Origin of the sequence: Paenibacillus sp. FSL L8-0436, from assembly GCF_038593025.1 — a bacterium.
GTDB lineage: Bacteria > Bacillota > Bacilli > Paenibacillales > Paenibacillaceae > Paenibacillus_AQ.
The window spans coordinates 4,260,710-4,277,894 of record NZ_CP151955.1; the positions used below are offsets into that span (position 1 = coordinate 4,260,710).

Sequence of the window (17,185 nt, forward strand, 5' to 3'; positions counted from 1 at the left end):
GTTTGTTCTTCGCTAGAATTACGCTTTCTTGGAAATACCCTAAATTACAGCTCCTTGGCTTTTTGCTTAAGCTCATTCAGCAGGCCCATTGCCTGCAGAGGGGTCATATTCATCAGATCTGCACCCTGAACAGCGGCAACCAGCTCTTTCAGTAGCGGATTTTCTTTAACAGGTGCAGGTGCGGAAGCCGCTCCACCTTTACGGTTCCTGCGCGGCTCTTCTTCCCCAAAGATCGACAGTTGTACGACTTCAGCGTCTGCTGCATCCGGCAGGGAGGCCAGCGAGACGGCAGCTTCGGTGTAAGCTGATCCGCCTGATGTGCTCACGGCGGCTGCATTGCCCGCATGCATGTAGGCAGCATCATCTCCTGATGGCAATACATCCGTGTCTTGCGTTCGGCTTGCAGATAGTCCGCTTGCCTGTTCCTTCACACCGTGACGGCTCTCATAAGCAGTCCCGTATTGCAGCGCAGGCGAGCCCGGAGGCGCAGACTGCTCAATGCTCTGGAGCAGACCGTATGCCCGGTCAATAATACCTTCCGGCAATCCGGCCAGCCGGGCGCAATAGATGCCATAGCTGCTGTCGGCAGCTCCCGGCACAAGCTTGCGCAGGAAGTTCACTTTGTCTCCACTCTCTTGCACGGCCATAGAATAATTCTTCAGCCCTTGCAGGCTCTGCTCCAAATGGGCCAGCTCATGAAAATGCGTCGAGACCAGTGCTTTGCAGGCAATGGTATCATGCACGTATTCAATTACCGCCTGGGCAATCGCCATGCCCTCGCTTGTCGAGGTGCCCCGGCCCAGCTCGTCAATAATAATAAGGCTGCGCGATGTTGCTTTCTCAGTCATGACCTGAATATCAGCCATCTCCACCATAAAGGTGCTCTGTCCGCCAATCAGGTCATCCGCCGCTCCAATCCGTGTAAAGATCCGGTCTATCAGCGGAACCTCCGCGCTTTCTGCCGGAACGAAGCAGCCGATTTGGGCTAGAATGCAGATCAGTGCCACCTGGCGCATGTAGGTGCTTTTGCCAGCCATGTTAGGGCCGGTGATGAGCAATATATTGCCTTCATTCTTGCTCAGTGTACTGCCGTTTGCTATAAATGCAGAATCTTTCAGCACCGCTTCTACTACCGGATGCCGTCCACCTGTAAGACGCAGGTCATAACCGTCGGATAGCTTGGGTTTTACAAACCGGTGCTCGGCGCTGACCGCAGCAAGACATTGATACACATCTATTTCTGCAACCTTCTCTGCCAAGGCCTGCAGCCGGGGGATTTGTGACCCGATACGGTCCCGCAGCTCGGTAAACAGGCTGTATTCGAGATCGGTCATTTTGTCCTGGGCTTCGAGAATCAGTGCTTCTTTCTCTTTCAGCTCAGGGGTAACATAACGCTCTGCATTCGCCAAAGTCTGCTTGCGTTCATATCTTCCTTCCGGCAAGGAAGCAAGATTGGAGCGGGTAATTTCTATATAATAGCCGAAAATTTTGTTGTAGCCGATCTTCAGCGACTTGATGCCTGTAACCTGGCGCTCCTTCGCCTCCAGCTCGGCGATCCAGCGTTTGCCGCTGCTGCTCGCTTCCCGCAGCTCGTCCAGGCGCTCATGATAGCCTGTCCGGATAATTCCCCCGTCCCGCACAGATACCGGCGCATCCTCGGTAATTGCCCGCTCGATATCCTCACGCAGCTCTGCACATTCATCCATGGTGGAACCGATCTCTCTCAGGGTCTCTGAACCCGATGTCAGACACATATCTTTCAGGGCCGGTATTTGCGCCAGTGACTGCTTCAGGGCATTCATGTCGCGTCCGTTGGCACTGCCGAAGGCGATGCGCCCGACGAGCCGCTCCAGATCATAGATTTCTTTCAGCGCCCCGCGCAAATCCTCACGGACAATAAACTGATTATAGAGATAATCCACAGCCTCCAGACGACGCTCAATCGGGGCCCGCTGCAGGAGCGGCTTGTCGATTCTGCGGCGCAGGAGACGCCCGCCCATCGAGGTTTCGGTGCGGTCCAGCAACCAGAGCAGCGAACCTTTTTTGGAGCGCTCGCGCACCGTTTCAGTGAGTTCCAGATTGCGGCGTGTGAACGGATCCAGAATCATATAGTTGCCAGGCTCATACGGTGAAATCTGGCTTAGCTGTCCCAGGGAACGCCGCTGGGTTTCACTCAAATAGGAAATCAGCATCGCCAGACATTTGCCCCGCTCACTCTCCAGACGCACCCAGGCCGCTTCGCCGAACTGGCGGCGGGCCAATTCCTCTTCGCGTTTCTCCCAAGGAGTGTACACGACCGGCTTCGCCAGCAGTGAGGCCTCACTGCGTAAACTCTCGAGCAGGTTAGCATCTCCGATAATCTCGGCTGGCTCATAAATGCCGATCTCATCACGCAGCCATTCCGAACCTGAAAGAACGGAAGTGACATACAGCTCACCCGTAGTCAAATCGCAGGCAGCCAGAGCCATCATCCCGTCCTGCTCGGTCACGCAAACGAGGTAGTTGTTGCTTTTGTCCGTAATAATTTTGCCGTCCATTACTGTACCCGGTGTGACTACGCGGACAATATCCCGGCGCACCATGCCCTTTGTTACAGCGGGATCATCCAGCTGCTCGCAAATCGCAACCTTGTAGCCCTTTTCGATCAAACGCTGTATGTAACCTTCCGCGGCATGGTATGGCACTCCGCACATCGGAATGCGCTCTTCGCCCCCACCCTCACGGCCGGTTAAAGTAATCTCAAGCTCTTTCGAAGCCAGAACCGCATCCTCGAAGAACATTTCATAAAAATCGCCCAGCCGGAAAAAAAGGAAAGCGTCCTTTGCCCCTTCCTTTACCTTTAAATACTGTTCTATCATCGGCGTATATTTTGCCATCATTGACCTCCATACCTATCTTCTGTGTTCTCTATTATAACAGAAACCTGCAAGGCAAAGTCACCCCGGGAAGTCACAATAAGCGAACACTAAGAGAACACCAGAGCTGGAACGCTGCCTGCATCGGATGCATTACAGATATTGTTAATTATAGCCATTGAAGATCAACATGACCATATGATGTGCTTTTTCAATAATTTGCTGTAAAATTATAAAGGAATTATTATACATTACTGAAACTGAAGGAGGTACAAGCTTGATACGCAAACTGAATGAAGCCGACCGGGAGGATTTGATGGAACTGGTAGGCAAAAATCCGGCTATCAATTTATACATTATCGGAGACGTGGAAAATTTCGGGTTCGAGCAGGATTTCATGGAGCTTTGGGGAGAAAGCGACTCCGTAGACGGGCCGTTAAAGGCGGTGATACTGCGTTTCTACGGAAGTTATTTGCCATATTCAGAGGGGCCTTTTGATGCGGAGGGTTTTGCGGAACTGCTGCGCAGAAACAAAAACGCCGAAATGATCTCAGGCTCTTTAGAGGTCGTGCGGACACTCAGTAAATGGTTGAATATCCGGCAGGAAAAAGAGATGCTTTTCGCCGAGCTGACAGAGATGAATGAGGAAATCCGTACAGCGGCATCCGCTCCTGTGCCCATCCAAAAAGCCACGACACAGGATGTGGATGCCATTTGTACATTGACGGATGTTATTTCAGAGTTCACCAGCAGTCCGGAGGACGCGCGTAAAACCCTGCATAAAACGCTGGAAAGCGGAACCGGCCGCACCTACTTCGTGGAACAGAACGGGGAAGTAATTGCAACCGCGTCAACCGCGGCGGAAAATTCGCGGTCAGCGATGATAGTCGCCGTAGCCACCCATCCGGAATACAGAGGACAAAAATTAGCTTCACGGGTAGTCGCACAGCTTTGTGCCGATATTCTGGCCGAGGGAAAATCGCTATGCCTTTTCTATAACAATCCTCAAGCAGGCTTAATCTACAAAAAGCTCGGCTTCCGCGATATCGACAAATGGTCCATGACTTATTTACATAAAGAAAATCAACTTACAGGCGCAGGTATATAAGCCTCAGGGCGACAGAATTCCCAACCGACTACCGCTGATTCCTCATGGACTCTTTCCCGGTCCACAGCGGACGGATATCCCGCGATTCATCCCAGGTCTGTTCCGCGGAGATGCAGCGGAACAGCGGTTCTACGTAAGGGGCGGCGCGCGCGTAGCCGTCCAGTGCGCGAAGCTGGGCCTGCAATGGAGCCCAGGCGGCGCGCAGCGGATCTTTGCTGCCGCTGTAATAGGCGGCATGCAGCTCTTCCCGGTCCAGCGGGCGCTGCGTCAGGTCTTCATAGCGGCTCACGATCAGGTGAGCCAGGAAGACCGCGCCTTTGGCGATGACCGGGGACACCAGGAAGCTCGGCAAGGTCCGGTATTCAAAGCCGCCATGCGGCTGAATACGGAAATCGCCGAGCACCCCGTAACGCGGACGCCGCGCTGCAGCCCGGGCGTCCTCCAGCAGCAGCAGCGGCAACGCCAGATAGTTGTCGAGCGCGCGCAGCAGCGGCGCCGTCAGCCGGACGCCGCTGAAGTGCAGGTGGCCGCCGAGGGCCCAGCCCCGCAGCGGCATGCCTCCCGCCCGCCAGCGGAGCGAGCGGTCGGATACCATCCGGTCCGCCGTGGCTGCGGCGGACATCAGCTGCGCCAGCAGTGCGCGCGGTTCCCCGCGCGGCGCAGGGCGCAGCTCAGCGACCGGGAACATGCCGCGCGTTCCCGGAGGTCCGGCGTCGCAGCCCGCGACGCCGTCTACGGGCAGGAACCGCGACGCGGGCACGACGCGGCCGGAGGTTTCCCGGAGCAGAAGAAACTCCGGGTCCATGCCCATCAGCATGCCTGGACGGCCAGGCAGCTCCCGGGCCAGCTCGCGGGCCAGCGCCAGCGACGCTGTACAGTAAGGCTCCGGCAGCGGCTTGCCGGCAGGTTCTGCGAGCGGGAGGATTTGTTCCACAAGGTATCGCCTTCCGCCCATAGCCTTTAGCCGGACTTCACCGCTGTCCAGCCCCAGACTGTATAAAGCTCTAACAGCAATTCCCCTCACCAGTCCGGCAGTTCCGCGCCGCTCCGGGCCGGGACTGTAATGCGCCTGTTCACCGAGTATTCCGTAATCTCCGGGATTTCCAGGGTCTCCATGATCTCCATGGTTATCAATTTCACCCTCATCTAGCAAGCTAACACCGGTACCCCCGGACACACTATCTCCACCGATTGAGGTAGCTGGGCGGGAATTCCCCGCTGCAGCACTCATGGCCCGGCCGGTACCCAGTGGTGTGATCTCAAGCACTGCCAGATTGAATACCTTAACCAAGTATTGCTGTTTGTGTCTGTCCATATCAGGACCCTTCTTATATGTATGGCCATTTGCAACAGCTATTCTTCCGGCTTGCCCTGCATCCCTCTCCAAGCGATTCCCGCCGGCAGACAGAGCAGCCTCCAGTCCACAGCGCCGCAGCCGGAGCTCTTGTTGCTCCGGAGTTAGCTGCAGGTACTCCTTTAACCCTTCATTCACGCTGGCTCCTCCCTAGTGGTTCGTTCCCCTAACTTTAGATCTTCCAGTTCTTGATGCTGAAAAATAAATAAAAAATAAAAAGGAGGGCATTCGCCCTCTCGCCGCCGCCCTCACTACATATAATGGATTATAACCCACCCGATATTCAGTTGGCGGCGGCGCATTCCTTCCTTACAGCTCATCATCCAGGGCGTCAGGATCCAGATCATCGAAATCAAAGCTTTCACCGTCGAAATCGTAATCCTTGTCTTCCGGATCATCCGTTTGATCAGTGACAAACACGCGAACCTTGGTCTCAGCCACCAGTTCCGCTTCGAATTCCCGCTCTACGCGAAGCGTCACACTGCCGCCGCCCGGAGAGACACCGGCTTCCACACAATTTGGTTCCTGCGTTGCCTCCGCAGAGACCTCTACCGTGGAAGCACGGTGTCTCGGATCCAGATACGACAGCGGAATGAGCTCCACGTAGGAGACCGTTTCCTTGGCTACCTCGGTCTGCTTGTTTTTGTCGTACGAATACCAGATGTTCACATCGTAAGTACCGATTACTTCGATTCCGTTTCCGGCGGCAACCGCTTCGTACTGGTGGTTAATAATCCAAGCCCCCAGAATACTTGTCGGATGATGTGGCGGAGTCACGGTATGAGTTGCGGTAGAGAACTTACGACCTTTGCCGCAAATTGCCTTCGTAATGATCTCCCTTGTTTGACGTTTATGACTTAATGACATCTTTAAACCTCCTCCATACAATCATTCACTATCAAGTGTATGCACGTTCTGGGCATTTGTTGATTGTTAGAGTAGAAATAAATTTGGGTAAGCCCTCCATGCGCCCCGTTATAAGATTCATAGTTCATTTTATTGCAATAATCCCCTGGTTATGAGTACATAGCAAAAAACGGACAGCCCACAGGCAACCGTAGACCTTCCGTCAAGTCGTAACTCCACTCCTGCTATTACAGCCCGTTATTCTTCTTACCAGAAAGGCAAAGACACCCGCAGCAACCGCCTGCGGGTGTCTTCATACGAGGTGTTATAACGGTATTACCCGCATAATCCCCAAATCTCGGTGCCTGCTGAGATCAATGAAATCCTCATCAATATTAACCAATGGCCGCAGCGGATCATGCGCGAGAATCATGATGATTTTGCCTATCCGCCCATCCGAGAGCACTACTTCATTGCCTATCATTGACTGCATCAGCTTATTGATAAAGACACTGCAAATATAAGGGTCAAGCTTGCCGTAGACATTATCCTCCATCTGCCTCAAAACCTCATATAAAGGCGAGGCCTTCCGGTAGTAGCGGTCAGAAGTCATCGCATGGAAAATATCCACCACAGCAACTATTTTACTGAAATCAGTAATCCGGTGGCCCAGAACACCAAAAGGGTATCCGCTGCCATCCATGCGTTCATGATGCTGCAGCGCAACGAGTGCCTGCATATGATTGGTTCCGACCGTATCCCTGATCATCTCGTATCCGATAGTGGTATGCTTTTTCATCATCGCAAGCTCTTCTTCATTCAGGGGTCCGGGCTTGGACAGAATTTCAGCAGGTATCATAATTTTCCCGATATCATGAAGCGTTGCGGCAATGGTCAGCATACTTAGTTCTTCCGGTTTCAGCTTGAGCCACTTCCCCAGAAGTGTAGACAAAATTCCGACTGCAACATTATGTCTGTATGTATAATCATCCTTGGACTGCAACGCAGCCAATATTCCGTAAAAATCGTTTTTCTCACTAACCCGCTGGATAAAGGGAATGACTTCATTGCGCAGCTCAATCATGGGCAGCCGTTTGCTCTTGTTAAAACGTAGTTGCTCAAAGATACTCTCCATCGCAGACGTACACTCGTCAACCGCAATCTGATAGAAAGCTGCACTGTCCACTTGAACCACATCATGCGGCTCGAGAAAGATCTTGTGCTGACTGATCAGACGGATATGATCACTGCTTAACAAAGTCAGTGCGGGCAGAACAAACACGCCATTATGGTTGAAGAGATTCTCAACAAGCTGTTTACCGATATATTGTTCATTGCTGTTGTTCAATAGTCCTCACCTACCTGCGCAGAAATTCACCTATGCGAACCGTCTGCAGTAATTGGAACTTTCACTGCCCCATCTTCTAATGAATAACACATTAATCCTGTTGCCTGAACAAAAACTGAACGACGGGACAATTACCAGCTCACTTTTAGTTCTTACATATCTTATCGTTATTTTACGCAGCAATGTTAATACCTCACTGACATTTACATATTATAGATTACGAGGGGCCACGGAAAGCGGCCGGTCGTTTCAACGGTTTGGCTTCAACCGGAACCTTATGGCGTTTGGCAATTTTCAGATAAAGTGCCAGCTCCCGGCAGAGCTGCAGAATCGCAGAACGGACCTCGAACTCTTCACGGGTTTCCGGCAGCTCCATCCGCTCGAACTCCTGCTCAAGCGCATCCAGCAGCCGCTCCGTCCGTCCGGTGTATTCCTCTGCCAGTACATCATTAGAAAGCTGATCGAACAATTCGGCAACCATATCTCCATGCGGCAGCTGACGGTACACCTGGGAGAGCAATTGCATCATATTCTGGATCGACTCCAGTTGCTCCTTTCGCATATAGAAATAAATATTCCAGGCCTCATCGGGATGAATCACATGATTTTCCATTTCCCTGGACGCAGCCGTAAGTCCCCGCTGCACGGCCTCGTTCGCGCCGATAAGCTCCTTACCGTCCCATACATAACCCGGGTCCCGCAGCGTCCTTGCCATTTGTACAAATATGATCGAAAAGTACTTGTCGACCTCCTTGCGGATACCCGCAATTACCCCGCCAGTCTGCGGCATATAGATCAGATTGACCAGACCCGCCGATCCCAGACCCACTACCAGCAGCTCAATCTGCTGCAGCAGAACATGAAGTGACAGCTCAGCTTGTCCGAACACGCGGAACACGATTACCGAGCTGGTAACGATGCCCTCCTTAAAGCCCGATTTAACGATCAGCGGAAAACCGAACAGCACATACAAGCCAAGTACCCAATAATGAAAGCCCAGGGTGAAAAACAGAATACAGCCTAAAAAGAGTCCCACAAGCGAGGCTGAGAAACGCGCCATTATCGTTCGGAGACTCCTTTTACGCGTAGTTTCCACTCCGAGGATCGCAAGCAGGCCCGCGCTTTGCGCGTTGGGTATACCTATAGCTGCTGCCAGCAGAATGGACAGCAGCGTTGCCGCCGCTGTTTTGATAATTCGAAATCCCATGTAAATACCTCTCCTTGGCGTTTCATCGTTCAGGTAAAGATATAAACATGGTACAAGATTTTCCGGGGAGACACAATATGACATGTTTCTCACCGCCTCGACAACAACAGCTTCTCCACATAGACGACCATCTGGTACATCGCCGTAGCCACCGCTGCAATAATCAGCAGACTGGACATGACAAGAGTGAAATTGAACACCTGAAAACCATATATGATCAGATATCCAAGCCCCGACCTTGCGACTAAAAATTCACCGACAATTACACCCACCCAGGACATGCCAACGTTTACCTTCAAGGTTGAAACAACCGTAGGAAAGGATGCCGGCAGGATAACCTTAAAGAACTCCTGTACTCTGGTCGCCCCAAACGACCTGACCACCTTCACGAGATTCGGGTCTACGCTGCAAAAGCTGTTATACACAACAAGTGTCGTAATGAGAACAGTGATGGATAAAGTAGTGATCACGATTGCGGTAAATCCGGCACCGAACATCACGATAAAGATAGGCCCCAGCGCAACCTTAGGCATACTGTTAAACACGACCATGTACGGGTCAAGCACCGCTGATAAAAAAGGCGACCACCAGATGATCACTGCCAGCAATGTTCCAAGCAGCGTTCCGAGTACAAAGCCAACCACGGTCTCCCCTACGGTAATCCCCAAATGCGGCCAGAGGCTTCCGCTGATCATGTCTTCCCAGATCTGACGAAAGACCTTCGTCGGATAGCTGAACAGCAGTTCGTCAATCCAACCCAGCCGGGCTCCTGCTTCCCATAGCAGAAAAAACAGCAGCAGCAGACTGCCCCGCACGGCCATGACTCTGCTCTGCCAGCGTCGTTTTTTCTTCCTGTAATCGCTATGCTTCTGCTCCAGCCATTGTGCGCGGGAAGCGGTTATTTCGCTTTGCTGACTTGATTTCACACGTCTTCCCTCCCAGCCAACTCCATTTCCTTCCAGACTCCATGAAAAAGCTCCGCGAAACCGGGCAAGTCCCTCGCATACAGCGGGGGTGTATTGCGGATTTCCTCCGGAACGGTAAATATTTTACGTATTCTTCCCGGGTTCCGCTGCAGCAGAATCACCCTGCTGCTGACGGCGATTGCCTCTGACAGATCATGGGTAACCAGAACCGCCGTGGTTCCGCGGCGGCGCAGTGTCTCCGATACCAGATCCTCGAGCTGCAGCTTGATCTGATAATCAAGCGCAGAGAACGGCTCATCCAGCAACAGCAGCCCCGGGTCGGTGGCCAGTGTCCGTACCAGTGCCACACGCTGGCGCATGCCGCCGGACAGCTGTGACGGATAGGCTTGCTCCTTGCCCTCCAGCCCCATATCCTTCAGCAGCTCCAGCGTCTTTTGACGTGTGTTTTCGTTCAGATTTCCGGTGAGCTCCAGTCCAAGTAGCGCGTTGTCCAGGATCGTCCGCCATGGAAAAAGGTAATCTTGCTGGAGCATATACCCTACCTCCGGGGAGGGTCCCTTGAGACTATGTCCGTTAACGAACACTTTGCCGCGGGATGGACTGAGCAGCCCGGCAATGATCGACAGCAGTGTCGTCTTGCCGCAGCCGCTAGGCCCGACGAGACTGACGAACTCCCCTTGTTCAACACTGAGGCTGAGGTCCTCAATGGCCAGAGAAGCCTCGCGGTCACCCAGATAGGCATGCGTCACTTCCTCCAATTGCACTACTGGCAGCATATCAGCCCCTCCTAACCCTTAATCAATTTGACGAAGACAACGCCTACTTGACGTTGTCTTTCGCTTTTTCCGCAAAGCTGTTGTTCACAATTTTCTCCGCCGGAACCCGCTCTTTCAGCTCTCCGGCATTATCCATCACATCCAGCAGATTGTTCCACTCTTCGTTGTCCACGACCGGATCCACGGCATAGGTGTCCTGCTCTTTATAGCGCTTGATCGCGGAGATCACAATCTCACGCTCCGTTTTATCAAAATACGGAAGTACCGCATCGGCAATCTCTTCCGGACTATGCTCTTTCACCCATAGCTGTGCACGCTGGATTGCATTGGTAAATTTTTGCATAGTATCAGTATTTTTTTTGATATAACTCCCCTTGGACATAAAAGCCGTATAAGGAAGATAACCGCTCTCCACCCCAAAGGATGCCACCACCTGGCCCCGGTCTTCACTCTCAAAAATGGAAGCCTGCGGCTCAAACAGCTGTACATAATCACCTGTCCCGGAGGCGAAGGCACCGGCAATATTGGCGAAGTCGATATTTTGAATCAGCGTGAGATCCTTTTCGGCATCAATCCCTTTGTTAAACAAAGTAAAGGCACCCGCCATTTGCGGCATTCCCCCTTTTCTTTGTCCGAGGAAGGTCGACCCCTTTACTTTATCCCAGTTAAAGTCCGCATCCGGTTTGCGGGCGAACAGGAATGTACCGTCCCGCTGGGTCAGCTGGGCAAAAGTGATAACGGGATCATCCGCTCCCTGCTGATAGACGTAAATTGAAGTTTCTGGACCAACAAGCGCCACGTCAATGGCTCCTGAGAGCAGTGCAGTCATTGTTTTGTCACCGCCGGGTATGGTCTGAAGCTCAACATCCAGCCCTTCTTCCTTGAAGAAGTTCTGGGATAATGCCACATATTCGGGCGCATAAAAGACGGATCGGGTGACTTCGCCGATCTTCACTTTTACCGCAGCCGAGTCTCCGCCGCAGCCGGCGAGCACTGAAAAACACAAGGCGAGAATCATGAGCGACAGCGACAGCTTTTTCTTGTTTTTCATTCTTCATTCTCCTTTCTTCCCGGGTCTTTTGCCCTTGCTTGCAGCATATGCGAATGCCTACGAAAAGGTTAAAGAGTATGTGTAGTATCGTTTGCGCTTCATTATAGAACTTCAAAGTGAAAGAACTGGCGAATATTTTGGTTCCTTGTATGAAATTATTTTAATGAAAGTACGATTTTCCGCATAAACACGAGATATCAGAAGAATACAAACAATAATCAATGATATATCACTATAAATCTTCATAAATCGCTTAATTCGTTAATTTTTCGTTTGTGCAAACGTTTTACCAAAATCATGCATTCGACTAAGATATCAATAAAGCGCTTATCACATCAACATACTAATGAAGCTATTTACGTTTATTTATTATGGGGAAGAGATAGGAATGCTTGGAGTGAAGCCCGATGAAGGCCTCCGTGAGCCAATGAAATGGACTGCCGATGGTCAAGGAGATGGCCAGACCACTTGGGAGCAGGCGAAGAATAACGCCGCTAATTCCGGTGCTGATGTGGAGAGTCAGCTGCAGAACAGAGGTTCTCTGCTGGAGCATTACCGTCAGCTTATTTTCTTGCGCAATGAAGTACCTGCACTGAGAGACGGTGGAATTCGCGAATATTCTTCCGGAAACAGTGGCATTATGGCCTTCGAACGGATCACTGCCGGAAAGCAGGTATTGGTGGTTCACAATTTAACTGACGGGACACAGAACATTCCGCTACATCCCGGCACGAACACCGTTACTTATTCTTCTATACTCAAGACGCTCCGGGGAGAAGCGGGTCTGGCGGGCAGCATGCTTACACTGCCTGCTTATTCCACAATCATTCTGGAGTAAACACTGGAGATGTTTGCTGTACCCACTCATAGAGAGCAGAGCATATCTGCGCTTTCGTAACCGGAATGGCAACCATCCAGTCCTCCGCGGCTTCGCAGCTCATACGCAGCAGCCAGCCGCTGGAAGTATCTTCAATAAAAAAGGCATGCTGAAGCTTACACTCCTCTTTACTGCGTGAACACAGCTTAAGCTCTCCTTCAGCCGTTTTGTTCTTCATGACCTTCGCAAGCTGTGCGGATTGCAGCAAATCCCCTGTTTCCGCTGTCAGACATTCTGCCAAAAAACACAAGCTGTAGGTTGCGGCGCTTTCCTTTAGCTCCTCATATCTCCGTCTGGACAGATGCAGACACGGTACATCCTCTACGCTAAACTCTTCAGGCTCAAAGCAATTAAACAGATAATAACAAGCGCGCTGCACCTTCTGTGGATCGCTCAGTCTATAGACGAAGGAATCTGAGGGCTCAATGCCTGCGATCAATGTTATATCCTTATGTACCTGCAGGCAGATATCCTGCACTTGATCACCTTCACAGTATTTTAACCGGCATATTCGGTCCGCGGATGCTGCCATTTGCATCAGATCCGAAATTTCCTTCCCCGCTGGCTTATCTGGGAACAGAAAATTAGCTAAATATACCTTATCCTTTTTATTCACATTGATATATCCTTCCCGGATCCCGCTAACATTGGAATCACACTGCAATAAAAAAAGTCCCAAACTATAAAACTTGTAATCTTTATGTTATCATAAGCTAATTTTAAGGTAAAATTAAGAAACGAGGGGTATGATCTATATCATGAAATACTTGTAGCGAGGTGATTTCAAAATGAGAATGCTCATCACATTTCAGAACAAGCTTGTACCTGTGTACTTCACTACAGAAAACAAACAGCCCACCCAGAAGGTTATCCGGTTGCTGAACAGCACACTGGAGCTAAAAATCCAGAAGGGCAAAAGTGCTCTGCAGAAATGCTTAAATTCTCTGATTAGTATCGAAATTAAAGGCTCTGAAGCTATATTGCACAGTTATAGTGAAAATGATTCATTGGCGCTATCCCTCTATTAATTAGAGGGGTTGTTTTTTTGTACAGAAAAAAAGCACACCCCTTCATTAACATGGGATGTGCTCTGCTCGCTCTATATGTTGGCCGGGTATCTGTACTTCAGCGGCATATCTTCAACTAATCCGGTGATTTCTGTTCTCTTCCTTTTCTGCCTTCTGAATCCGCAATTTGAACAACTTCACTAAGTTGCGACGAGTCTGCTCTTCGTGACAGTTGTCCAGTTTTTTAATGATAAAACGGTCGATGGACATGTCAATCGCTCCTTCTTCAATAAGTTGTATTGCCAACCTGAGGTGAGGAAATCATTTCCTTTAATCCTTGTAACACCTATATAACCGGGTCCTGTATTCCTTAAACTTTGCCCAAAAATGAAAAAAAAGCTGAGTCAAAGCGGTTTCACTACATATTGATGTTCTGCCAAAAAAACAATTCGTCCATTAAGAGATGTAGTAGCCCTGCAAAGAAAAGGCCTTTGCTGTCGAGCAAATAAAAATTTGTTTCGACTGTTATTTACAAACTAAATATTAAATGCTATATTATTGATAGTAAGTATTAAATATATATCTAAGGAGAAATCATAATGTCTAATGTACTTTTCATCAAAGCCAATAACCGCCCTGCAGATCAATCCGTAAGCGTTCAGCTTTACAACGAATTCCTGGCAAGCTACAAGGAGTCCCACCCGCAAGACGAAATCACTGAACTGGATTTGTTCGCAGAGCAACTTCCATATTATGACAACACACTGATTACCGGTGTTTATAAAGCTGCTCAAGGCTACGAAGCTACTCCTGAAGAAGCTGCCGGCGCTGCACTGGTTAAGAAATACCTGAATCAGTTCCTTGCCGCTGACAAAGTAGTATTTGCTTTCCCGCTCTGGAACATGACTGTTCCGGCTGTACTTCATACTTACATCGACTACCTGAACCAGGCAGGCACCACATTCAAATACACTGCTGAAGGTCCAGTTGGCTTGCTGACTGACAAAAAAGCTGCTGTACTCAATGCCAGAGGCGGCATCTATTCCGAAGGACCGGCAGCAAGCGCTGAAATGGCTGTTAACTTCATCATGGGCAACCTGAACTTCTGGGGCTTCAAAGATACTACTCAAGTGATTATTGAAGGCCACAACCAGAACCCTGCACAATCCGCAGAAATCATCGCGAGCGGTTTGCAACTGGCCAAGACTGCTGCTGCATCGTTCTAAGAACACACCAGTATTAAAGGTCCGGTTCTAAAGATAGACATCCGCACTTTAATTAGGTATATGCATTGCAATTAGCCGGACTTTTATTTATATATAGCAAGGGCGCAGCTTCTCTGGAGCTGCGCCTTTGCGTTACAAGAGGGTCTCCTTACAGCCATTCTAAGGCTTCAAGGGACCCTCTTGTTCAGGTTACTGTTGCTTAATTATACTGTTCCTCAATATTCCTCCAGCTCCCGGCGCCAGCCGGAATTTCTGGAACGGGAAGGCGCTGCCTTGGTCGCAGCGGCTGCTGTTTTCCGCTTCTGCTTCACCTCTTTGCTGCTCTGGTATAGCAGCTCCTTCTGGGTTTTGCGGTAATTCAGCAGCCGTTTCTCTTCCAGCGCACCGTTTGATACTGCCGCAAGAACTGCGCAGCCCTCTTCGCGTTCATGTCTGCAATCGCTAAAACGGCAATCTGCTGCCAGACTGCTGATATCCCCGAATGCGAGATCAAGTCCGCCTTCATCCTCCCACAGCTGCAGCTCGCGCATTCCCGGGGTATCGACAATGATACCGCCGTCCGGGAGGATGAACAGTTCCCGGTGAGTGGTTGTGTGCCGCCCCCGGCTGTCCCCTTCCCTGACATCCTGGGTGAGCTGCAGGGTTGCTCCGCTAAGCCAGTTAACCAGCGTTGACTTCCCGCAGCCCGAGGAGCCGGTCAGGGCCACTGTCTGACCGCTGCCAATATAGGGCAGCAGTTTATCCCGCCCGTCTCCGAGCAAGGCGCTGACTGCGTACACGGCCACTCCGGGTGCTGCCCGCTCCATCTCTGCAATTTTGCTCTCTGCATCATCACACAAATCCGCTTTGGTCAGCAGGATCACCGGGTTTGCCCCGCTGTTCCAGGCCATGATCAGATATCTTTCCATCCGCCGGACATTAAAATCATCATTTAACGCACTGACAAGGAATAAAGTGTCTACGTTGGAGGCCACAATCTGTTCCTCATTTGTATTTCCCGCCACCTTCCGCGAAATCACACTTTGCCGGGGCAGCACGCCATGAATAACGGCATGTTCTCCACCATCCATCATCGCCAGCGACACCCAGTCACCGATTGCCGGATAATCCCCGGAATCGGTTAAGGTATGTCTGAGCCTGCCTGCCAGCTCACCCCAGGTTTCTCCCGTTTCCGTCATAACCCTGTACTTGCTGCCGAAATCGCCAACAATTCTGCCGGGTACAAATGTTTTGTTTTCCAGACTTTGATGCAGTTCGTTCCACTTGTTCATCCAGGTTTCATTCCAGCCATATTGTACTATTGTCATCTAAATCCTCCTGATTGTTTAGTTCGTACACTCCCGGCCCGGCTTCGAAAGAAGCCGGCGGCGGAAATAAATCACTTCGTTTCTTCTGACTAACGTGTATTACGGGAACACAAAAAGCCGCCGGAATCCTCATTCCGGCGGCGGACTTCACAGAAACTCTCCCCTGCACTATGGCAAGGGACAATTTCTGTGAAGTCAAGATCAGAGCATGCTATTCCTCCTCCGAAGAGGAGAACCAGCACATTTTGAGCGTGAATCCGGTATGCACGAATACAATAACCGTATCCGTACTTACCGATCCACGCAAAAAAGCCGCCGGAACACATACGGTTCCCGGCGGCTCTAAAAGGCATCGTAGAGCTTACCCGCAAAGCTGCGTGTTACTTACACTGCAGCTGCTGTTCCCGGAAGACACGTATCCACAACAGTTGTTACCAATCGCGCAATTGCAATATAAACTGTCATATAACATCGTCTCCTTCCGAACTAATATGCTGTAATAATAAACTTGCCGGCAGCATATTGTCAACAGCAAAGCTAAAGAATTCCCTTCAACTCATCAAGCTCATGGATGGTTTTCCATGGATGCACATCCAGCTTGTCATCCCATTCATGATTACGCTTCAGCCAGATTGTTTCCATACCTGCCTTGCCTGCACCCCAGATATCGTTCACTGGATGATCGCCGATGAACAGCGTCTGTTCCGCTGTTGTGCCCAGACGCTCCAGTGCAAGACGGTAAATAGCCGGATCCGGCTTGCTGATTCCGGCTTCGCCGGAAATGACTATCGTCTTAAAGAAGCCGCGCAGTCCAAGAAGATCGATTTTGCCATATTGGATCTGTTTCTTGCCGTTCGTAACCAGACCAAGAATATACCCCTGCTCCCGGCAGTAGTTCAAAATATCTTCGGCGTACTTCATAAGCGCTCCGTGCCCGGTGTAGGTCTCATCATAATAGGCCCGGATGTCCGCAGCCGACACAGCCTTCTCCCATGGCAGCACCTCGCTGAGCTCGGCAAAAAAACCGTCCTTGTCCCGGTACCCGTCGGCATCCCGCACAATAATATCCTCAACTACCCGCCGTGCTTCTTCCGGCTGCAAATGCCCGAGGAAATCACTTACAAATTGTTCGCTGAAACTGCGGAAGGTTGAATCACGGTCCATGAGCGTGTTATCCAGATCAAACAGAAGTGCTTGTACTTTGTTCATGCAATAATTCTCCTAATCTATGAATTCTTCCGGAACGTGTTACCAGAAATTCATTGTACTATGCCAGCATGAACAAAGAAAAGACCGT

General features: G+C 50.7%; 17 protein-coding genes. 5 read left to right on the forward strand and 12 right to left on the reverse strand.

Features of this window, described 5'->3' with window-relative positions:
- Positions 1-44: 44 nt before the first annotated feature.
- Positions 45-2,876, reverse strand: coding sequence for a DNA mismatch repair protein MutS (mutS, locus tag NSS79_RS19345; protein WP_342440403.1), 2,832 nt, complete (start codon positions 2,874-2,876; stop codon positions 45-47).
- A 256-nt stretch (positions 2,877-3,132) separates the two neighbouring features.
- Here mutS and NSS79_RS19350 point away from each other — a divergent pair, with 256 nt between their 5' ends.
- Positions 3,133-3,963: a GNAT family N-acetyltransferase gene (locus NSS79_RS19350; RefSeq protein ID WP_038593035.1), complete on the forward strand. Its 831-nt coding sequence runs from the start codon at positions 3,133-3,135 to the stop codon at positions 3,961-3,963.
- 28 nt (positions 3,964-3,991) lie between these two features.
- Here the strand turns inward: NSS79_RS19350 and NSS79_RS19355 are convergent, their stop codons facing one another.
- The 7 genes from NSS79_RS19355 to NSS79_RS19385 form a co-directional block, all read right to left on the reverse strand.
- Entirely contained in the window at positions 3,992-5,455 is a 1,464-nt protein-coding gene (locus NSS79_RS19355; RefSeq protein ID WP_342435763.1) for a hypothetical protein, read from the reverse strand.
- Between the two features lie 171 nt (positions 5,456-5,626).
- A complete protein-coding gene (locus tag NSS79_RS19360) occupies positions 5,627-6,184 on the reverse strand; it encodes an outer spore coat protein CotE (RefSeq protein WP_038593037.1) in 558 nt (185 codons plus the stop codon).
- 304 nt (positions 6,185-6,488) lie between these two features.
- Positions 6,489-7,511, reverse strand: coding sequence for an HD-GYP domain-containing protein (locus tag NSS79_RS19365; protein WP_038593039.1), 1,023 nt, complete (start codon positions 7,509-7,511; stop codon positions 6,489-6,491).
- Between the two features lie 217 nt (positions 7,512-7,728).
- Positions 7,729-8,718, reverse strand: coding sequence for an aromatic acid exporter family protein (locus NSS79_RS19370; RefSeq protein WP_038593041.1), 990 nt, complete (start codon positions 8,716-8,718; stop codon positions 7,729-7,731).
- An 89-nt stretch (positions 8,719-8,807) separates the two neighbouring features.
- A complete protein-coding gene (locus NSS79_RS19375; RefSeq protein ID WP_081965859.1) occupies positions 8,808-9,644 on the reverse strand; it encodes an ABC transporter permease in 837 nt (278 codons plus the stop codon).
- Positions 9,641-10,420, reverse strand: a complete 780-nt coding sequence (locus tag NSS79_RS19380; protein WP_342435764.1) for an ABC transporter ATP-binding protein — start codon at positions 10,418-10,420, stop codon at positions 9,641-9,643. Before NSS79_RS19380 ends, NSS79_RS19375 begins: the two co-directional genes overlap by 4 nt.
- Positions 10,421-10,463: 43 nt before the next feature.
- A complete protein-coding gene (locus tag NSS79_RS19385) occupies positions 10,464-11,471 on the reverse strand; it encodes an ABC transporter substrate-binding protein (RefSeq protein WP_038593046.1) in 1,008 nt (335 codons plus the stop codon).
- Between the two features lie 388 nt (positions 11,472-11,859).
- Between NSS79_RS19385 and NSS79_RS19390 the strand changes: the two genes are divergently transcribed.
- Positions 11,860-12,309, forward strand: a complete 450-nt coding sequence (locus NSS79_RS19390) for a DUF3459 domain-containing protein (RefSeq protein WP_342435765.1) — start codon at positions 11,860-11,862, stop codon at positions 12,307-12,309.
- On the opposite strand, the gene NSS79_RS19395 is transcribed toward NSS79_RS19390, so the two are convergent.
- A complete protein-coding gene (locus NSS79_RS19395) occupies positions 12,296-12,964 on the reverse strand; it encodes a hypothetical protein (protein ID WP_144024245.1) in 669 nt (222 codons plus the stop codon). The genes NSS79_RS19390 and NSS79_RS19395 overlap by 14 nt on opposite strands.
- A gap of 172 nt (positions 12,965-13,136) precedes the next feature.
- Between NSS79_RS19395 and NSS79_RS19400 the strand changes: the two genes are divergently transcribed.
- Positions 13,137-13,376, forward strand: coding sequence for a hypothetical protein (locus tag NSS79_RS19400; protein WP_038593052.1), 240 nt, complete (start codon positions 13,137-13,139; stop codon positions 13,374-13,376).
- Positions 13,377-13,487: 111 nt separating this feature from the next.
- Here NSS79_RS19400 and NSS79_RS19405 read toward each other — a convergent pair whose 3' ends face one another.
- Positions 13,488-13,625, reverse strand: coding sequence for a hypothetical protein (locus tag NSS79_RS19405; RefSeq protein WP_179091687.1), 138 nt, complete (start codon positions 13,623-13,625; stop codon positions 13,488-13,490).
- Between the two features lie 329 nt (positions 13,626-13,954).
- On the opposite strand from NSS79_RS19405, the gene NSS79_RS19410 reads away from it, so the two are divergent.
- Complete coding sequence (locus tag NSS79_RS19410) at positions 13,955-14,581, forward strand: FMN-dependent NADH-azoreductase (protein WP_038593055.1); 627 nt, start codon at positions 13,955-13,957, stop codon at positions 14,579-14,581.
- A 215-nt stretch (positions 14,582-14,796) separates the two neighbouring features.
- Here NSS79_RS19410 and rsgA read toward each other — a convergent pair whose 3' ends face one another.
- Positions 14,797-15,888: a ribosome small subunit-dependent GTPase A gene (gene rsgA, locus NSS79_RS19415; RefSeq protein WP_038593058.1), complete on the reverse strand. Its 1,092-nt coding sequence runs from the start codon at positions 15,886-15,888 to the stop codon at positions 14,797-14,799.
- Positions 15,889-16,133: 245 nt separating this feature from the next.
- Between rsgA and NSS79_RS19420 the strand changes: the two genes are divergently transcribed.
- The gene (locus tag NSS79_RS19420; RefSeq protein ID WP_342435767.1) at positions 16,134-16,388 is read left to right on the forward strand and encodes a hypothetical protein; all 255 of its coding nucleotides are present in this window, start codon (positions 16,134-16,136) and stop codon (positions 16,386-16,388) included.
- Between the two features lie 37 nt (positions 16,389-16,425).
- Here NSS79_RS19420 and NSS79_RS19425 read toward each other — a convergent pair whose 3' ends face one another.
- Positions 16,426-17,097: an HAD family hydrolase gene (locus NSS79_RS19425; protein WP_342435768.1), complete on the reverse strand. Its 672-nt coding sequence runs from the start codon at positions 17,095-17,097 to the stop codon at positions 16,426-16,428.
- Between the last annotated feature and the right edge of the window lie 88 nt (positions 17,098-17,185).